General features: G+C 63.9%; 15 protein-coding genes. 9 read left to right on the top strand and 6 right to left on the bottom strand.

Going from position 1 to position 17,237, the window contains the following annotated elements; genetic code table 11:
- The first annotated feature begins 135 nt into the window (after window positions 1–135).
- The 3 genes from CAG44_RS09170 to CAG44_RS09160 all read left to right on the top strand — a co-directional run bounded on the left by CAG44_RS09170 (window position 136) and on the right by CAG44_RS09160 (window position 4,129).
- On the top strand, window positions 136–855 hold the full coding sequence (locus CAG44_RS09170; RefSeq protein WP_025337347.1) for a response regulator: 720 nt from the start codon (window positions 136–138) through the stop codon (window positions 853–855).
- Window position 856: 1 nt separating this feature from the next.
- Window positions 857–2,224, top strand: coding sequence for an ATP-binding protein (locus CAG44_RS09165; RefSeq protein WP_085691974.1), 1,368 nt, complete (start codon window positions 857–859; stop codon window positions 2,222–2,224).
- Between the two features lie 240 nt (window positions 2,225–2,464).
- Window positions 2,465–4,129, top strand: coding sequence for an FMN-binding glutamate synthase family protein (locus CAG44_RS09160; protein WP_085691973.1), 1,665 nt, complete (start codon window positions 2,465–2,467; stop codon window positions 4,127–4,129).
- Between the two features lie 127 nt (window positions 4,130–4,256).
- Here the strand turns inward: CAG44_RS09160 and CAG44_RS09155 are convergent, their stop codons facing one another.
- A complete protein-coding gene (locus CAG44_RS09155) occupies window positions 4,257–5,576 on the bottom strand; it encodes an OprD family porin (protein WP_085591856.1) in 1,320 nt (439 codons plus the stop codon).
- 504 nt (window positions 5,577–6,080) lie between these two features.
- On the opposite strand from CAG44_RS09155, the gene CAG44_RS09150 reads away from it, so the two are divergent.
- On the top strand, window positions 6,081–8,159 hold the full coding sequence (locus CAG44_RS09150; protein WP_085691972.1) for a TonB-dependent siderophore receptor: 2,079 nt from the start codon (window positions 6,081–6,083) through the stop codon (window positions 8,157–8,159).
- 133 nt (window positions 8,160–8,292) lie between these two features.
- Here the strand turns inward: CAG44_RS09150 and CAG44_RS29090 are convergent, their stop codons facing one another.
- Entirely contained in the window at window positions 8,293–8,490 is a 198-nt protein-coding gene (locus CAG44_RS29090) for a hypothetical protein (RefSeq protein WP_075044327.1), read from the bottom strand.
- Window positions 8,491–8,676: 186 nt separating this feature from the next.
- On the bottom strand, window positions 8,677–9,783 hold the full coding sequence (gene aguA, locus CAG44_RS09140; RefSeq protein ID WP_025337343.1) for an agmatine deiminase: 1,107 nt from the start codon (window positions 9,781–9,783) through the stop codon (window positions 8,677–8,679).
- A gap of 279 nt (window positions 9,784–10,062) precedes the next feature.
- Here aguA and rfbC point away from each other — a divergent pair, with 279 nt between their 5' ends.
- Genes rfbC through CAG44_RS09120 form a run of 4 tightly spaced genes read left to right on the top strand, consistent with a single transcriptional unit; the run spans window position 10,063 to window position 14,323 of the window.
- A complete protein-coding gene (gene rfbC, locus CAG44_RS09135; RefSeq protein WP_085691971.1) occupies window positions 10,063–10,608 on the top strand; it encodes a dTDP-4-dehydrorhamnose 3,5-epimerase in 546 nt (181 codons plus the stop codon).
- A 42-nt stretch (window positions 10,609–10,650) separates the two neighbouring features.
- Window positions 10,651–12,465: an ATP-binding protein gene (locus tag CAG44_RS09130; protein WP_025337341.1), complete on the top strand. Its 1,815-nt coding sequence runs from the start codon at window positions 10,651–10,653 to the stop codon at window positions 12,463–12,465.
- The gene (locus CAG44_RS09125) at window positions 12,462–13,868 is read left to right on the top strand and encodes a sigma-54 dependent transcriptional regulator (protein WP_025337340.1); all 1,407 of its coding nucleotides are present in this window, start codon (window positions 12,462–12,464) and stop codon (window positions 13,866–13,868) included. The genes CAG44_RS09130 and CAG44_RS09125 overlap by 4 nt, the downstream gene beginning before the upstream one ends.
- Entirely contained in the window at window positions 13,868–14,323 is a 456-nt protein-coding gene (locus tag CAG44_RS09120) for a YiiD C-terminal domain-containing protein (RefSeq protein ID WP_085691970.1), read from the top strand. The genes CAG44_RS09125 and CAG44_RS09120 overlap by 1 nt, the downstream gene beginning before the upstream one ends.
- Before the next feature lie 189 nt (window positions 14,324–14,512).
- On the opposite strand, the gene cysQ is transcribed toward CAG44_RS09120, so the two are convergent.
- Window positions 14,513–15,331 (bottom strand): 3'(2'),5'-bisphosphate nucleotidase CysQ, encoded by an 819-nt coding sequence (gene cysQ, locus CAG44_RS09115; protein WP_085691969.1) that lies wholly within the window; start codon window positions 15,329–15,331, stop codon window positions 14,513–14,515.
- A complete protein-coding gene (gene nudE, locus CAG44_RS09110) occupies window positions 15,328–15,894 on the bottom strand; it encodes an ADP compounds hydrolase NudE (RefSeq protein WP_015268611.1) in 567 nt (188 codons plus the stop codon). Before nudE ends, cysQ begins: the two co-directional genes overlap by 4 nt.
- 64 nt (window positions 15,895–15,958) lie before the next feature.
- Between nudE and yrfG the strand changes: the two genes are divergently transcribed.
- The gene (yrfG, locus tag CAG44_RS09105; protein WP_063914468.1) at window positions 15,959–16,621 is read left to right on the top strand and encodes a GMP/IMP nucleotidase; all 663 of its coding nucleotides are present in this window, start codon (window positions 15,959–15,961) and stop codon (window positions 16,619–16,621) included.
- 112 nt (window positions 16,622–16,733) lie between these two features.
- On the opposite strand, the gene lysM is transcribed toward yrfG, so the two are convergent.
- Window positions 16,734–17,174, bottom strand: a complete 441-nt coding sequence (gene lysM, locus CAG44_RS09100) for a peptidoglycan-binding protein LysM (protein ID WP_085691968.1) — start codon at window positions 17,172–17,174, stop codon at window positions 16,734–16,736.
- Window positions 17,175–17,237: the final 63 nt, after the last annotated feature.

Genomic DNA, 17,237 nt, shown 5'->3' with positions numbered 1-17,237 from the left:
AAGGCTTCGTATTTGCAGATGATTTTTTGTTAGGATTCTAGGGATCGGCCCCCCGGGCTCCAGACCCGGCTTGTACGGGGATGTAATTGAACGTAACGAGCGCCACCGGCCCTCACCGAACAGGTGTTTTTCTGCATGAGCACAACTTTGCTTGTTGTCGACGATGACGACGAGATCCGCGAACTTCTTTGTGATTACCTGACGGATGCCGGCTATAATGTGCTGGCAGCGGCTGACGGGGAGCAGATGCGCGAACAACTGGCCCGGCACAAGGTGGAGCTGGTGGTGCTGGACCTGATGCTGCCGGGCGAAGACGGCCTGAGCCTGTGCCGCCAGCTGCAAGCCACGCCGGGGCTGGCGGTGATCATGCTGTCGGCCAAGGGCAGCACGCTGGACCGCATCATCGGCCTGGAGGTGGGTGCCGATGACTACCTGGCCAAGCCCTTCGAGCCACGCGAGCTGATCGCCCGGATCAAGGCCGTGCTGCGTCGTCCGCAACGCCTGGATGCGCCCGCCGAAGAGCCGGTAGAAGATGCGCAGCTGTTCGCCGGCTTCCGCCTGGAACACGTGAAACGCCTGCTCACCCGCCCCGATGGCGAGACCCTGACCCTGCCCCGCTCCGACTACCGCGTACTGCGCGAGCTGCTGGAAGCCAACAACCGCGTGGTGTCCCGCGACCAGCTGACGCGCAGTGCGTTCGGCCGCGACCACCTGCCCGACGACCGTTCGGTGGACATGTGCGTCAGCCGCCTGCGCCAGCACCTGCGCCACGCGCCCGCGGGTGCTGCGCAAATTCTCACTATCCGCAACGAAGGCTATTTGCTGAGCATCGCCGCCAACGGGGCCGATACCTGACATGCGCTGGCTGCGCCGGCTGTGGCCACGCACGTTGTTCGGCCAGTTGCTGCTGATCATGGTCAGCGGCACCGTGCTGATCCAGTTGATGTCCAGCAGCATCTGGTTCGATGTGCGTTTTGCCCAGGTTCTCGAGGCCCCTGTCCGGCTGATTGCCGCACGCAGCGCGCCGTTGATCGCCCAGGCCGACTGCCGTGCCGGTGCACTGCAGGCGCCAGCGCATTACCAACTGCGTTGCAGCGAAGCCCTGCCCACGCCGGTGCAGGACGAGCGCCGCGGGCGCAGGCGTGTCGAGCTATTGCTGCACCAGGCCCTCGAGTACGAATTGGGGCATCCCCAGGACGTGCGCCTGATGAAGGTGCAGCTGACCGACGAACAGGGCCAGCCGATCGTCTGGCGCAGCCTGTTCGGCCTGCGCACGGCCCAGGCGCATTTGCAGTTCGCGGTGCCGTTGGCCGATGGGTACTGGCTGACCATCGAGGGCCAGGAACTGCAAGGCTGGAGCGGTGAGTCGGCCTGGGTGCTGATCAGCGATTACCTGTTGCGGGTGTACGCGCTGCGCATCGTCGCGGTATTGCTGGTGTGCCTGATAGCCGTGCGCCTGTGCCTGCGCCCGCTGCGGCGCCTGGCCGATGCCGCGCGCGGCCTGGGCAGCAACCTCGAGCAGCCGCCCTTGGCGCTGGATGGCCCGGAGGAAGTGCGCCAGGCGGCCCAGGCCTTCAACGCCATGCAGCAGCGGCTGATCGCGATGGTCAACGACAAGGCCTACTTCCTGGCCGCCGTGTCCCACGACCTGCGCACCCCGTTGACGCGCATGCGCCTGCGCCTGGAGCGCCTGCCGGACGACGAAAACCGGCAGCGCCTGCGGCAGAACATTGCACAGATGGACAACATGATCGGCCAGGTGCTCGATTACCTGCGCGCGGGGGAGCAACAGAACTTGCAGCAGATGGACCTGGACCGGCTGGTGGTGCGCCAGTGCGCGGAGTTGGCCACTGCCGAAGAGCCACTGCCAGTGCATGGCCAGGCAGGCAGCCTGCGGGCCGATGCCCTGCTGCTGCAGCGCTGCCTGCAGAACCTGCTGGTCAATGCATTGCGTTATGCCAAGGAGGTTTCGGTCACGCTGGAGCAGGCGACCACGGGGGTGTTCATCCATATCGATGACCGCGGCCCGGGGATTGCTCCGAGCCTGCTGGCAACCATCATCGACCCGTTCGTGCGCGGTGAAGGGTCGCGCAACCAGGCGTCCGGGGGGTATGGGCTGGGGTTGAGCATCGCCCAGCGGATTGCTGCCAGCCATGGGGGCGAGTTGCTGCTGGCGAACCGCGAGGGGGGTGGGTTGCGGGTCAGCGTGTTGTTGCCTCGCTAACACTTTTGCGGGGGAGGAACTGTACCGCCTGTGCGGGCCTCATCGCCGGCAAGCCAGCTCCCACAGGTACTGCGCATGGCTTGAAATCGGTGCGGTCGAGGTGGGAGCCGGCTTGCCGGCGATGAGGCCAGGACAGGCAACACAACCACAATCAGGTAACAGTCTTTTACCGATTACCCAGGTTTTCCCCTCCCCGCCTTTGCCTATCCTATGCCCGGTCATCCTGCCTGCGATGGACCCATGAAACACTCTCTACCCAGCCGCTACGCCTGCCTCGCCCTCTGCCTGCTGTTCACCTTCGCCAGCCTGCCGCTGCTACCCCAGCATGCCTGGATGTGGCCGTTCACATTGATCACCGCGCTGCTCAGCCTGGTCGGCCTGAATGACCTGCGGCAAAGCCACCACGCCGTGCGCCGCAACTACCCGATCCTGGGCAACATCCGCTACCTGATCGAAACCATCCGCCCGGAAATCCGCCAGTACCTGATCGAGGGCGACGACGACAAGCTGCCGTTCTCCCGCTCGCAGCGTTCGCTGGTCTACGCCCGGGCCAAGAACGAAAGCGCCGAGAAGGCCTTCGGCACCCTCAACGATGCCTACAAGCCCGGCTTCGAGTTCATCAGCCATTCCATGCTGCCAGTGGCCACGCCAGACCCGGCATCGTTCCGCATCGCCATTGGCGGGCCGCAATGCCGCCTGCCCTACTCGGCATCGATCTTCAATATCTCGGCCATGAGCTTCGGCGCCCTCAGTGCCAACGCCATCGCTGCCCTGAACCGCGGTGCACGCATGGGCCGTTTTGCCCATGACACCGGCGAAGGCAGCATCAGCCCGTACCACCGCGAACATGGCGGGGACCTGATCTGGGAAATTGGCAGTGGCTACTTCGGCTGCCGCACCGAGGACGGGCGCTTCGACCCACAGCGCTTCGCCGAGCAGGCACGCTCGCCGCAGGTGAAGATGATCGAGATCAAGCTCAGCCAGGGCGCCAAGCCGGGCCACGGCGGCATCCTGCCCGGGCACAAGGTCAGCCCCGAGATTGCCGCAACCCGTGGCGTGCGCGTGGGCGAGGATTGCATCTCGCCGGCGGCGCACAGTGCCTTCCGCACGCCGGTCGAGTTGCTGCAGTTCGTTGCCAGCCTGCGCGAGCTGTCGGGTGGCAAGCCGGTGGGGTTTAAATTCTGCCTGGGCCACCCTTGGGAGTTCATGGGCATTGCCAAGGCCATGCTGGCCACTGGCATCACTCCGGACTTCATCGTCGTCGATGGCAAGGAAGGCGGCACCGGGGCGGCGCCACGCGAGTTCAGCGACAACATGGGCGTGCCGATGCGCGAGGGCCTGATGTTCGTGCACAACACCCTGGTCGGCCTGAACCTGCGCGCCAGTATCCGCATTGGCGCGGCAGGCAAGATCGTCAGCGCCTTCGACATCGCCAGCGTGCTGGCCATCGGGGCGGACTGGGTCAACTCCGCGCGCGGCTTCATGTTCGCCATCGGCTGCATCCAGTCGCAGAGCTGCCATACCAACAAATGCCCGACCGGCGTGGCCACGCAAGACCCGCTGCGCCAGCGCGCCCTGGTGGTGCCGGACAAGGCCGAGCGGGTGGCCAGCTTCCACCGCAACACGCTGCATACGTTGGCCGAAATGTTGGCTGCCGCAGGCCTGGAACACCCTTCGGAGCTCAAGCCCAAGCACCTGGCGCGGCGTATCAGCCCTAGCGAAATCGGGCTGTTCTCGGACCTGCACACGTTCCTCAAGCCGGGCGAATTGCTCAGTGGCTCGATTGAAAGCGAGTTTTATGCGCGGATGTGGCGGATGGCGCGTAGTGACAGCTTTGCGCCGGAGACTGGGGAGGGAGAGGTGAAGGTTGCTGGGGTGCGGCGCAGGGAAGTGGAGCCTGCGTGAAAGCCGGGGGCCGCTTTGCGGCCCTTTCGCGACACAAGGCCGCTCCTACAGGAGTACGCAATCTCATGTAGGAGCGGCCTTGTGTCGCGATGGGCTGCAAAGCAGCCCCTAGGCCATCAGATCAGGATCAGAAGATGCTGATCGGGTACTCGACGAATACGCGGACTTCGTTGCCGTCGTCGTTGTAACCGTTCTGCTGCACGGCGTTGTTGGTACGCACGAACGAGCTACGCAGCTTGATCGACAGGTCCTTGGCCGGGCCGTCCTGCACCACGTAACGGATCTGGTTGAAGATTTCGCGCTCTTTACCTTCACCGAAGCCCTGCGGGTTGTCGACGTTGCGGGTGTTGATGTTGTCACCCACCACGTAGGCCAGCTTGTAGGTCAGGCCCGGGATGCCGTAGGCACCGAAGTCCAGGCCGTAGCCCAGCTGCCAGGAGCGCTCGTCTTCGGCGTTGAAGTCGGACCAGTACGAGTTGGCCAGGTAGATGGTCGAACCGCCGTCACCCACGCCACCCTCGTTCTGGTACCAGCCGTAGTTGTAGCCGGTGCTGCCGGTGCTGCGCTGGTGGGCGATGGTGAACGAGTGCGCACCGTACGCGTAAGTAGCTGCCAGGCTCCAGATGGTGTTGGAGTCGCCGTTGAGTTTGGCGCTCTTGACGAACTTGTTGTCGATGTCCGACTTGTAGCCGTTGAAGTCCAGGGTCAGGGACTGGTCGTTGGCGATCGGGAAGACGTAGTTCAGGCCCAGGTAGTGCTTCTTCATCACGTCTTCGTTGTCGGCGGTGTACAGCGAAGCGGTGAAGTTGTCGGTGAACTTGTAGCTACCACCAAGCACGTTGATCGACTTCAGGCCACCACCGTCACGGCGCTCGGCGCTCTTGCGCGCTTCCTGGGTGAAGCGGCCGGCGTTCAGTTCCAGGCCCTGGATCTCTTTGGAGGTGATCAGGGTACCGGTGAAGCTTTCTGGCAGCAGACGGGCGTCGTCGTACTGCAGCACTGGCAGTGCCGGCATCTGGTCACCGTACTTGAGCACGGTGTTGGAGATGCGGAACTTCACTGCAGCGCCACCACGGGCCAGGTTGTGCGGCGAGTTGGCGTTGCCGTTCTCGTCCTTGAAGTCCGAAGGCTTGAAGAAGTCGACACCGGCGCCACCGTTGTGGCCCTTGCCGCCGTCCAGACGCACGGCGTACAGGCCGAATGCATCGACGCCGACACCGACGGTGCCCTGGGTGAAGCCGGAGGAGAAGTTGGCGATGACGCCCTGGCCCCATTCGATCTGGTCGTCGGTGCCGTGCTTCTTGTCACGATTGATGTAGGCGTTACGCAGCAGGACGTTGGCGTGGCTGTCCTCGATGAAGCCTTTGCTGTCGGCCTGATCATTGGCCTGTGCCTGGGTCGCGGCGATCATCGCCAGGGCGACCAGGCTGATCCTGGTTTTCAACATGTTGTTTTCCTTATTTCTTAATCAAAAACGCTCTGCAATATGACGCCAGGAACCAACGCCCCTTCGTAGGTTCGACGCTATGCGGATCCAGACTGGAAGGCCTGCCGGTAATCACACGGCGGCCTCTGGCAGCAGCATGGCCAAGATCATGGCCAGCAGGCGTTGGCCGAATCCTAGCCGTGTGCGATTACAAATGTCAAAAAGTCGTGAAATGCAGGTTGATATAACCAAAATTTCCTGTGGGTCTGGTGCATTTCCATGCAGGTTTGCGCTATCAGCGGACAATTTATCTTGTGTAGGAAATAGCCTTTTGATCGAACGGACAATTTCCGGTGAGGGCGCTTTCGCAGCACAAGGCTGCTCCTGCACGGAAACGCGGCGCAGCAGCGACCGTAACAAACTGACACAGATGTAATGACAACCCTTTACAAATACTCAAGCAATAGCAAATAACAAGCATTACCATCCGCACCTCTTTTTCACCTGCTCGATCCGGATGTGCCCATGCTTGTACCCTGCCGTCTTTCACCCCTGACGCTTGGCCTGTCGCTGCTGTTCGGCGCCGGCCTGGCCAGTGCCGCCACCACCACCCTGCCGGAACTGTCGGTAACCGCCGACAGTGAGCGCGAAGAGGACAACCCGCGGGTCAAGGAGGTAAGCACCGCGACCCGCACCTCGACGCCGGTACGTTATGTGCCGCAGGCCATCGACACGGTGAAGACCGTCAACGTGCTGGATTACGGCAGCAACACCCTGGGCAAGGCGCTGGAAGGCATCCCCAACGTCAGCAGCGGTGCCGACACCCGCTTCGACAGCGTGCGCATCCGCGGCTTCGAGGCCAGCAACGACTTCTACCTGGACGGCATTCGCGACGACAGCCAGTACATCCGCGACCTGCATAACATCGAGCGGGTCGAAGTGCTCAAGGGGCCGGCAGCGGTGCTTTATGGCCGTGGCAGCCAGGGCGGTATCGTCAACCGGGTGAGCAAGGCGCCGGAGCACGGCCGCCGTTCGAGCATCGAGGCGCAGGCCGGCAGCGAAGACCTGCGCAGCCTGTATGCCGACCTCAGTGCCGACCCCAGCGACACCGTCAGCCTGCGCCTGAACATGGGCAACCAGGACAACAACAGCTTCCGCGACGGCATCGACGGCAGCCGCCAGCTGTTCGCCCCGTCGATCAGCTGGCAGGTCACCCCCGACCTGAACTGGCTGGTGCAATACGAATACAGCCGCTACAACCGCACCCCGGACCGTGGCATCCCCGGGGTCAACGGCCGCCCGGCAGATGTCAGTCGCAGCACCACCTATGGCGACACCCAGCGCGACTACATCGACGACCGCGCTCAGTCGCTGCGCTCGCGCCTTAACTACCAGCTGAACGAAGCCTGGCAGTTGCGCCATACCTTGGGCCTGTTCAAGCTCGACAGTGAGTTCGACAACACCTACGTCACGGGCTACGACGCCAGCACCGACACCTTGACCCGCCAGCGCTGGCAGCAGGACCTGAACACCCGCAACCTGTTCAACAACCTGGAGGCCGAGGGCGACTTCGACACCCTGGGCCTGGAGCACAAGCTGTTGCTGGGCCTGGAGTTCGGCAACCAGAAGCGCGACCCGGTGCTGTACAAAGCGGTCGACCAGAAACTGCAGGGCCTGGGCAAGCCCGGCCGCGACCAGCAGCTCAATGACCCGATGACGGTGTTTAGTGACAACCATACCGTGGTCGATAGCCGCGGCCTTTATCTGCAAGACCAGATCCGCTTGAACGATCAGTGGCAAATCCTGGCTGGCGTGCGCTTCGACCAGTTTGAAGTGGAAACCACCAACAAGGATGGCGTGCGCGAAACACAGGACAGCAACAGCACCAGCCCACGCCTGGGTGTGGTCTACACGCCTTGGCGCGACCATTCGTTCTACGCCTCGTGGAGCAAGACCTTCTCGCCGGTTGGCGGCGGTCTGATCGGCATCACCCCGGGCGCAAAGGGCAACGGTAACGATGCCAAGCCGGAAGAAACCCGCCAAAAGGAAATCGGCGTAAAAAGCGACTGGCTGGACCAGCGCCTGACCACCACCCTGGCCATCTACGAGCTGGAACTGTACAACCGCCGCACCCGCGACCCGCTTGTCCCGGAAAACATCTTGCTCAGCGGCATGCAGCGTTCGCGCGGTATCGAGCTGACCGCCACCGGCAACATCGTTGGCAACTGGTACGTGCGCGGGGGCATCGGCCTGCAGGACGCAACCATCGTCAAGGACAACAACGGCCAGGAAGGCAACCGCATCAATGACGTGGCCAAGCGCAACGGCAGCCTGTTCGTGACCTGGAAACCGGAACTGGGCTGGTACGCCGAAACCGGCCTGACGCTGGTGGGCGAGCGTTATGCGGACAACCAGAACACCACGGTGCTGCCGGGGTATGGCCGCTGGGATGCATTGGCGGGGTACCGCACGCATGACTGGGATGTGCGGGCGGCGCTGAGCAACATTGCCGACAAGACCTACTACAGCTCGGCGACCAGTGCGGCGCAGATCCAGGTGGGTGACCCGCGTAGCCTGGTGGTGACTGGCAGCTACAGCTTCTGATCTCTAGCGCCTGTGCCGGCCTCTTCGCGGGCTCGCCCGCTCCCACAGGGGCACCACATGCCTCGAAGCCTGTGAAGTACCTGTGGGAGCGGGCATGCCCGCGAAGAGGCCGGTACAGGTAATACCGATTCGATCAGTGCCACACCGCCATCAGCGCCTGCATTTCTGCTTCGCTGATCAGCCCTTGGGGATATCGTCCGGCAAGCAGACGTTGTGGGTCGGTCGTCCTGACCCTGATGCATCCATGGTGTTTCAACCACTTCGCCACAAGCCTGAGCGATTGGTGATTCACTGCCGATGGGCGCAAAGCCGACTCACTTGCTGCGTTCATCTCTACACGTACTCCCTGGCCCGTGAGCGGCTAATCTACGTAAGGATTGTTACAGATCCGAGAGCGCGGCATGGCCGAGCTATCTGACTGAAAACAATACAAAACATATGCCAGCACAGGCCTGCGGACGGCCCCCGGAAACAAAAAAGGCCCGTCATCTGACGGGCCCCTTCATTCACCGTGCGCTCAACGCTTGACCGGTGCCGGCTGCTGCTGGGTCAGGCAATGGATGTTGCCACCGCCCAACAACAACTCGCGACCTGGGATCATCACCACCTCGTGGTCGGGGAAGATCTTCGCCAGAATCGCTCTGGCCTCGGCATCTGCCGGGTCGTCGAAGCTTGGCGCGATGATGCCGCCGTTGACGATCAGGAAGTTCACGTACGAGCCGGCCAGGCGCACCGACGGGTCACGCTCCTGGCTGCCGGCCACCTGATCGACACCGGCACACTCTTCGGCGGTGGCGAACAGCGGGCCCGGGATCGGCATCTTGTGCACGATGAATTCACGGCCCTTGGCATCGCGGGTGTTCTTCAGCACCTCCATGGCGGCATGGCAGCGTGCATAGTTGGGGTCGTTGGAATCATCGGTCCAGGCCAGTAACACTTCGCCCGGGCGCACGTAACAGCAGAAGTTGTCGACATGGCCATCGGTCTCGTCGTTGTACAGGCCATCCGGCAGCCAGACCACGGTGTCCACCGCCAGCTGGTCGCGCAGCACCGCTTCGATCTGCTCGCGGTTCAGGTGCGGGTTGCGGTTGCGATTGAGCAAGCATTCTTCGGTGGTGATCACGGTGCCTTCGCCGTCCACGTGGATCGAGCCGCCCTCGAGCACGAAACCTTCGGTGTGGTAGCGCTGGCAGCGCTCCATTTCCAGGACCTTGGCTGCCAGCTCCTCGTCGCGGTTCCACGGTGCGTACAGGCCGCCGTCGAAGCCGCCCCAGGCATTGAAGCCCCAGTCCACGCCACGCACTTCACCCTGGTCGTTGATGACGAAGGTCGGGCCGGTGTCACGCACCCAGGCGTCGTCGTTGCTGATCTCGACCACGCGGATGTTCGGCTGGTCGAGCTGGCGACGGGCATTTTCGTACTGGCCAGCGGAAACCGCGACGGTTACCGGCTCGAAGCGGGCAATGGCCTTGGCCAGGGTCACATGGGCAGCCTGCGCCGGCTTGCCGCCCAGGCGCCAGTTGTCCGGCCGCTCCGGCCAGACCATCCACACCTGGGTTTGCGGGGCCCACTCGGCGGGCATGTGGAAACCATCGGCACGGGGAGTGGAGTTGAGGGTTTTCATGGTTGACCTCTGTGATGGCCCTGAGCCGGACTGTGCTGGGGCGTTTGTCAATTTATAACCGATATATATCGATATTTGAAGCCCGATAATCGGGAAAATCATGAGCGCTCAAGGACATTAAATCGATAACAATCGATACATCCCCAACCTTGGCCGAGAACCAAAGCGGCACGACCTCTACCATAGACAGCCCTTGTGAATGCCGTTGAAGCCCAAGGCGGAAAAAACGGCCAGACCGGCTAGGGTCAATACATGAGCAGAACGGGCCAGCGAACCGCCATGAACATCATCCCTACCGCGATCCCTGAAGTACTGATCATCGAGCCAAAGATTTTTAGTGACAGCCGTGGTTTTTTCTTCGAGGCGTTCAACGCCCGTGAGTTCGCCCGGCAAACCGGCGTGAATGTCGAGTTCGTTCAGGACAACCACTCGCGCTCCATCAAGGGTGTGCTGCGTGGCCTGCACTACCAGGTGGAAAACACCCAAGGCAAGCTGGTGCGCGTGGTGCAGGGGGAAATCCGTGATATTGCCGTGGACGTGCGCAAGAGCTCGCCAACCTTCGGCCAATGGGTCGCGGTGCAGCTGTCGGCCGACAACCATCGCCAGTTGTGGATTCCGCCCGGCTTCGCCCATGGCTTTGCGGTGATAAGCGAGTCGGCCGAGTTTCTCTACAAGACCACCGACTACTACAACCCGGGCGCCGACCGCTGCATCCGCTGGGATGACCTGACGCTGGCCATCGACTGGGGGCTGCAGCAGCCACCGGTGCTGTCGGACAAGGACAAGCTCGGCCTGCAACTGGCAGAGGCGGAACTGCTGCCTTAACTAGCGCATAATTGCGGCAGACTTTTCTGGCGCCTTTACGTGATGATTGCAAAACCCACGCCCCCACGCCGTCCCCGCTGGCGCAGCCTGGCCCTGTTGGCCCTGTGCCTGGCCCCGTTACTGTGGCCCCTGCATCACCTGGCCGAACGTTACTACCAGGAAGAACTGGCCTCGCAGAACCGCCAGACTCTCGACCTGTACGTCGCCAACCTGCTCGGTACCCTGCACCGCTACGAAACCTTGCCGCAGATTCTCGGCGACCTGCCGGCGCTGCGCGGGGTGCTGGCCGACCCGTTCCGCCTGGAAGCGGTGACCAATGCCAACCGCCTGCTCAAGGACATCGTCCAACAGACTGGCGCCGAGGTGATGTACCTGATGGACGTCAGCGGCAACACCCTGGCCGCCTCCAACTGGGACAAGCGCGACAGCTTCGTCGGCCGCAACTTCGCCTTCCGCCCCTACTTCAACGAAGCCATGGCCGGCCGCCTGGGGCGCTTCTTCGGCCAGGGCACCACGTCGGCCAAGCGCGGTTACTTCTTCGCCGCCGCCGTGCGAGACCGTGAACGCATCGTTGGCGTACTGGTGGTCAAGGTCGACCTCGACCACACCGAAACCCTATGGGGCCGCACCCCCGAGCAACTGTTGCTGACCGACCACAATGGCGTGGTCATCCTGACCTCGCGGCCCGACTGGCGCTTCCGCGCGACCCGCGCGCTGACCGAGGCCGAGCGCCAGGCAATCATCGCCATCCAGCCCTACCCGACCCAGGCCCCGCAACCGCTGGTGCTCAACCAGGACGCCTGGATCAGCCAGACCCGCGACATCAAGGAAACCGGCTGGCAGGTCAGCATCCTCGCCCCGCGCATGCTGGTCGACCGTTCGGTGCAAACCGTGATGGCCATCGGCGCTGGCACCCTGCTGGTGCTGATGCTGCTGGCCGGCCTGGTGATGCAGCGGCGCCGTCACTACATCGACCGCATCGACTTCGAGGCACGTGGCCGCCAGGAACTGGAAAAACGCGTGGCCGAGCGCACCGCCGACCTCGAAGGCCTGAACACCCGGCTCAAGAGCGCCGTGCTGGAGCGCGAGAACGCCCAACAGGAGGCCGTGCGCGCCCAGGATGAACTGGTGCAGGCCGGCAAGCTGTCGGTGCTCGGCACCATGTCGGCCAGCATCAGCCACGAACTCAACCAGCCGCTGGCCGCCATCCGCAGCTACGCGGAAAACGCCGAGATCCTGCTAGACCACCAGCGTACCGAAGACGCCCGCGGCAACCTCAAGCTGATCGGCGAGCTGACCGGGCGCATGGCCTCGATCATCGCCCACCTGCGCGCCTTCGCCCGCCGTGACCGCCATGCCCCGGAGAGCGTGGCCCTGCAGCCAGCCCTGGACGATGCCCTGGCGCTGCTGGCCAAGCGCCGCCGGGCGATGGCCGTGGAGCTGATCCGCGACCTGCCGGAAGCCACCTTGTGGGTACAGGCCGGCGAGACCCGCCTGCGCCAGGTGCTCGGCAACCTGCTGGCCAATGCCCTCGATGCCCTGACCGAAAAGGCCAACCCGCGCCGCCTGTGGCTAAGTGCCGAGCAGCGCGATGACTGCGTCTACCTGTACATTCGCGACAACGGCCCCGGCTTCAGCCGCCAGGCCCTGGAGCACGCCAAGGAGCCGTTCTTCACCACCAAGACCCGCACCCAGGGCCTGGGCCTGGGCCTGGCCATCTGCGAAAGCCTGATGCGCGCCCTGGGCGGTGAACTGCTGCTGGCCAACCACCCGGAAGGTGGCGCTCTGCTGACTCTGCAGCTGCGTGTGGCCGCGCCTGGCGCTACTTTGCCCAATTCGGAGGACCCCTCGGCATGACCACCGAGACACTGATCGACAGCCGAGCCCAGGTCATCCTGGTCGATGATGACCCGCACCTGCGCCAGGCCCTGAGCCAGACCCTGGACCTGGCCGGCCTCAAGGTGGTCGCCCTCGCCGATGCCCAGGGCCTGGCCGAACGCATCGAGGCCGACTGGCCCGGGGTGGTGGTCAGCGACATCCGCATGCCGGGCATCGATGGCCTGCAACTGCTGGAACAACTGCACGGTCGTGACAACGAGCTGCCGGTGCTGCTGATCACCGGCCACGGCGATGTACCGCTGGCGGTGCAGGCGATGCGCGCCGGCGCCTATGACTTCCTGGAAAAACCCTTTGCCAGCGACGCCCTGCTGGACAGCGTGCGCCGCGCCCTGGCCCTGCGCCGCCTGGTACTGGACAACCGCAGCTTGCGCCTGGCCCTGAGCGACCGTCAGCAATTGGCCACCCGCCTGGTGGGCCAGTCGCCGTCCATGCAGCGCCTGCGCGAGCAGATCGGCGCCCTGGCCGGCACCCGCGCCGATGTGCTGATCCTGGGTGAGACCGGTGCCGGCAAAGAGGTGGTAGCCCGCGCCCTGCACGACCTGTCCAGCCGCCGCGACGGGCCGTTCGTGGCGATCAACGCCGGCGCACTGGCCGAGTCGGTGGTCGAAAGCGAGCTGTTCGGCCATGAGCCTGGGGCGTTCACCGGTGCGCAGAAACGCCGCATCGGCAAGTTCGAGTTCGCCAACGGTGGCACGCTGTTCCTCGACGAAATCGAGAGCATGAGCCTGGATGTGCAGGTGAAACTGCTGCGCATGTTGCAGGAACGGGTGGTCGAGCGTCTGGGTGGCAACCAGCTGATCCCGCTGGACATCCGCATCATCGCCGCGACCAAGGAAGACCTGCGCCAGTCGGCCGACCAGGGGCGTTTCCGCGCCGACCTGTATTACCGCCTGAACGTGGCACCGCTGCGTATTCCACCGCTGCGCGAACGCGGCGATGACATCCTGGTGCTGTTCCAGCACTTCGCCGACGCCGCCAGCCAGCGCCATGGCCTGCCGCCACACGCCCTGCAGCCGGCCCAGCGCGCCATGCTGCTGCGTCACGACTGGCCCGGTAACGTACGCGAGCTGCAGAACGCCGCCGAGCGTTTCGCCCTTGGCCTGGAACTGGCCCTGGACGGCCAGGCGCCACCTGCGGCAATGCCTGCGGTACCGATGCCGAGCGGCAACCTCAGCGAACAGGTCGAGCAGTTCGAACGCTCGCTGATCGCTGCCGAACTGGCCCAGCCACACAGCTCCATGCGCAGCCTGGCCGAGGCGCTGGGCATCCCCCGCAAGACCCTCCACGACAAGCTGCGCAAGCATGGCTTGAGCTTCGACGGCGGTAGCGGCGGGCATGACGATCAAGAGGACAACCGTTAATGAACACCGATAGCCAGTACCTGCAGTCCGTCCTGCACGGCGACATCCCCCTGACCCGCGAAATGGGCCTGGAAGTGCTCGATTGGCAGCAGCACACCCTTCGCCTGCAATTGCCGCTGGCGGCCAACGTCAACCACAAAAGCACCATGTTCGGCGGCAGCCTGTACTGCGCCGCGGTGCTGGTGGGTTGGGGCTGGCTGCACCTGCGCCTGCGCGAGTTGGGGATCGATGACGGGCATATCGTCATCCAGGAAGGGCAGATCAGTTATCCGCTGCCGGTTACCGGGGCGGCGGTGGCGCGCTGTGCGGCGCCGGATGAAAAGACCTGGGAGCGGTTCTTGACCATGTACCAGCGCCGCGGGAGGGCACGGTTGACGCTGGCGACCACGGTGAGCAATGCCGGTGGTGACGAGCCTGCTGTAACCTTCAGCGGCCAGTACGTGCTGCACCGCTGACCGCGGGCAAGTACTGATGCCAGTCAGTTAGTGCTGTTGGGTCTGCTGCGCAGCCCATCGCCGGCAAGCCAGCTCCCACAGGTGCAGCGCCATGCTGAAGGTCCGCGCAGTACTTGTGGGAGCTGGCTTGCCGGCGATGGGCCGCAAAGCGGCCCCGGCGATATAGGCGGCGAAGCTCAAGTCCTGACGTCAGATCAGGCTCAGGAAGGCTTGGCGCCACGCAGCATTTGCCGGCAACGCCAGGAAATGCGGGTTGAGCAACGACTCCCGCGCCGGGTACCGGAATGGCAAGCCATCCAGCCCGATTACCTCCCCACCAGCCCCTTCCACCACGCCCTGCGCCGCCGCGGTATCCCACTGCGAGGTCGGTGCCAGGCGCGGATAGCAATCGGCGCTGCCCTCGGCCAACAGGCAGAACTTCAACGAACTGCCGATATTGGCCAGCTCCAGCTCACCCACCGCAGCTCCCAACCCGGCCAACAAGGCTTCCTGTTCCGGGCTGGAATGGCGACGGCTGGCAACCACGGTGAAACGCCCACCCGTCGGCGGCGCATTACGTACCTGGATCGCCTGGGCGGCCTCACCCGCTTCCGCACGCCAGGCGCCCAACCCGCGACCACCGAAGTAGCAGCGCCCGTTGGTCGGCATGGAAACCACGCCAAACACCACCTCGCCGTTTTCGACCAGGGCGATGTTGACCGTGAACTCTTCGCTGCCGGCAATGAATTCCTTGGTGCCGTCCAGCGGGTCGACCAGCCACCAGCGGCTCCAGCCCTGACGCTCGGCCAGCGGAATGTTGCAGTCCTCTTCGGACAGCACCGGGATCTGCGGCGCCAGCGCCAGCAGGCCATCGGCAATCACCCGGTGCGCCGCCAGGTCGGCGGCGGTGACCGGCGAATCGTCGGCCTTGTTGGTCACGGCCACATCGGCGCGCCAGAACGGCAAGATCGCCTCGCCTGCCAACAGGGCCAGCTTGACCACTTCGTGCATCAATTGCAGGTCGTTCATGCTTCCAGCAGCCCCCGCTGAATCAGCAGGTCACGCGCCAGGTACAGCGCCGCCAGGGCACGCCCCTCGGTGAACTGTGGGTGCATGGCCAGGGCCGAGAGTTCGCGCAGGTTGACCTTGTCGACCCGCATCGGCTCCGGCTCGTCGCCCTCCAGGCGCTCCTCGTAAAGGTCGCTGGCCAGCACCACCTGGATCTTCTGGCTCATGTAGCCCGGCGACAGCGACAGCTCGGTCAGGTGCTCCAGCTGGCGCGCGCCAAAACCGGCCTCTTCCTTGAGCTCCCGGTCGGCTGCCGCCAGCACGTCCTCGCCCGGCTCGATCAGGCCCTTGGGCAACGACAGCTCATATTCGTCGGTGCCGCCGCAGTATTCCTCCACCAGCACCGCGTGCTCGGCATCGAGCATGGCCACGATCATCACCGCGCCGTAGCCATTACCCCGGCCCACCAGGCGCTCGTAGGTACGCTCGTTGCCATTGCTGAAGCGCAATTGCACGGCTTCGACGCGAAACAGGCGGCTGCTGGCGACGATTTCGCGGCTGAGGACGGTGGGTTTCTGGCGCATGGGGCGGCTCCTTGGCGTGAACGGGTTACTATACCGTGGCTTGCCGACTGATCGAGAGTTTCCCATGCCTGTTCTTCCCTGGTCTGCCATCGATACCGTCCTGCTGGACATGGATGGCACCCTGCTTGACCTGCATTACGACAACCGCTTCTGGCTGGACCACCTGCCCCAGCGCTATGCCGAGCTGCACGGGGTGAGCCGGGCCATGGCGGAAATGGAGCTGCAGCCGCTGTTCGAACGCAATGCCGGCACGCTGAACTGGTATTGCCTGGACTTCTGGAGCCGCGAACTGCGGCTGCCGATCCGCGAGCTGAAACAGGAAATCGCCGACCTGATCGCCCTGCGCCCGGATGCCGATACTTTCCTTGCCGCGATCCGCGACGCGGGCAAGCGCGTGGTGATGATCACCAATGCGCACCGGGATTCGCTGTCGCTGAAGCTGGAGCGGGTGGAGCTGGCGCCGTATTTCGAACGGCTGATCAGCTCACATGACTATGGCTACCCGAAGGAAAGCCCGCAGTTCTGGGACGCATTGCAGGCGGACATCGGCTTTGAACCGGAGCGCAGCCTGTTCATCGATGACACCCTGGCGATTCTGCGCAGTGCGCGACGGTTTGGCGTGGGGCATCTGCTGGCGGTGCGCCAGCCGGATAGCCAGGCAGGGCCGCGGGATACCGAGGAGTTTGCGGCGGTCGAGGATTACCGGGAATTGTTGGCAGGCTTGTGAGGGCCCTATCGCCGGCAAGCCAGCTCCCACATGTACCTCGCAGGCCCTCAGGCCTGTGATAATCCTGTGGGAGCTGGCTTGCCGGCGATAGGGCCGGTACAGGCTGCAGAGATCATTCAGGAATACGCAACACCTGCCCCGGATAGATCTTGTCCGGGTGCTTGAGCATCGGTTTGTTGGCCTCGAATATCTTCTGATACTTGTTGGGGTCGCCATACACCTTCTTCGAAATGGCGCTCAACGTATCACCCTTCTCCACCGTCACGAACCGCGCGGCCTGGGCCACCGGTCCGGTCACGGTGATCTGGTCATTGACACTGGCCACGCCAGCGACGTTGCCCGCCGCCAGGATGATCTTCTCCTTCTCCTCCTGGCTGGCCACCTCACCCTTGAGGATGATCGTGTCTCCCTCTACAGTGGCCGTGATATTCGGGTTGCCCAGGCCGACACTTTCCACGTGTTTCTTCAGCTGCTCTTCGGCATTGGCATTGCCGGGGGTCAGCAGGTCGATCAACTTCTCGCCCGCTTCCTTGACGAAACTGAACAAGCTCATAGCGCTCTCCTTGTTGACGAAACCTCGGACACAGCAGTCTAGGCCAGCTTTTCCCCTGGCGCC

It is taken from the genome of Pseudomonas sp. B13(2017) (genome assembly GCF_002113245.1).
Taxonomy (GTDB): domain Bacteria; phylum Pseudomonadota; class Gammaproteobacteria; order Pseudomonadales; family Pseudomonadaceae; genus Aquipseudomonas; species Aquipseudomonas putida_Z.
The sequence above is the reverse complement of the archived record's forward strand: the minus strand, read 5'-3'. Positions and strand labels throughout refer to the sequence as shown.

Excerpts from the sequence above, each read along its gene's own strand:
- CAG44_RS09170 (WP_025337347.1), top strand. The coding sequence starts at position 136 with ATGAGCACAACTTTGCTTGTTGTCGACGATGACGACGAGATCCGCGAA.
- CAG44_RS09165 (WP_085691974.1), top strand. The coding sequence starts at position 857 with ATGCGCTGGCTGCGCCGGCTGTGGCCACGCACGTTGTTCGGCCAGTTG.
- CAG44_RS09160 (WP_085691973.1), top strand. The coding sequence starts at position 2,465 with ATGAAACACTCTCTACCCAGCCGCTACGCCTGCCTCGCCCTCTGCCTG.
- CAG44_RS09155 (WP_085591856.1), bottom strand. The coding sequence starts at position 5,576 with ATGTTGAAAACCAGGATCAGCCTGGTCGCCCTGGCGATGATCGCCGCG.
- CAG44_RS09150 (WP_085691972.1), top strand. The coding sequence starts at position 6,081 with ATGCTTGTACCCTGCCGTCTTTCACCCCTGACGCTTGGCCTGTCGCTG.
- CAG44_RS29090 (WP_075044327.1), bottom strand. The coding sequence starts at position 8,490 with ATGAACGCAGCAAGTGAGTCGGCTTTGCGCCCATCGGCAGTGAATCAC.
- aguA (WP_025337343.1), bottom strand. The coding sequence starts at position 9,783 with ATGAAAACCCTCAACTCCACTCCCCGTGCCGATGGTTTCCACATGCCC.
- rfbC (WP_085691971.1), top strand. The coding sequence starts at position 10,063 with ATGAACATCATCCCTACCGCGATCCCTGAAGTACTGATCATCGAGCCA.
- CAG44_RS09130 (WP_025337341.1), top strand. The coding sequence starts at position 10,651 with ATGATTGCAAAACCCACGCCCCCACGCCGTCCCCGCTGGCGCAGCCTG.
- CAG44_RS09125 (WP_025337340.1), top strand. The coding sequence starts at position 12,462 with ATGACCACCGAGACACTGATCGACAGCCGAGCCCAGGTCATCCTGGTC.
- CAG44_RS09120 (WP_085691970.1), top strand. The coding sequence starts at position 13,868 with ATGAACACCGATAGCCAGTACCTGCAGTCCGTCCTGCACGGCGACATC.
- cysQ (WP_085691969.1), bottom strand. The coding sequence starts at position 15,331 with ATGAACGACCTGCAATTGATGCACGAAGTGGTCAAGCTGGCCCTGTTG.
- nudE (WP_015268611.1), bottom strand. The coding sequence starts at position 15,894 with ATGCGCCAGAAACCCACCGTCCTCAGCCGCGAAATCGTCGCCAGCAGC.
- yrfG (WP_063914468.1), top strand. The coding sequence starts at position 15,959 with ATGCCTGTTCTTCCCTGGTCTGCCATCGATACCGTCCTGCTGGACATG.
- lysM (WP_085691968.1), bottom strand. The coding sequence starts at position 17,174 with ATGAGCTTGTTCAGTTTCGTCAAGGAAGCGGGCGAGAAGTTGATCGAC.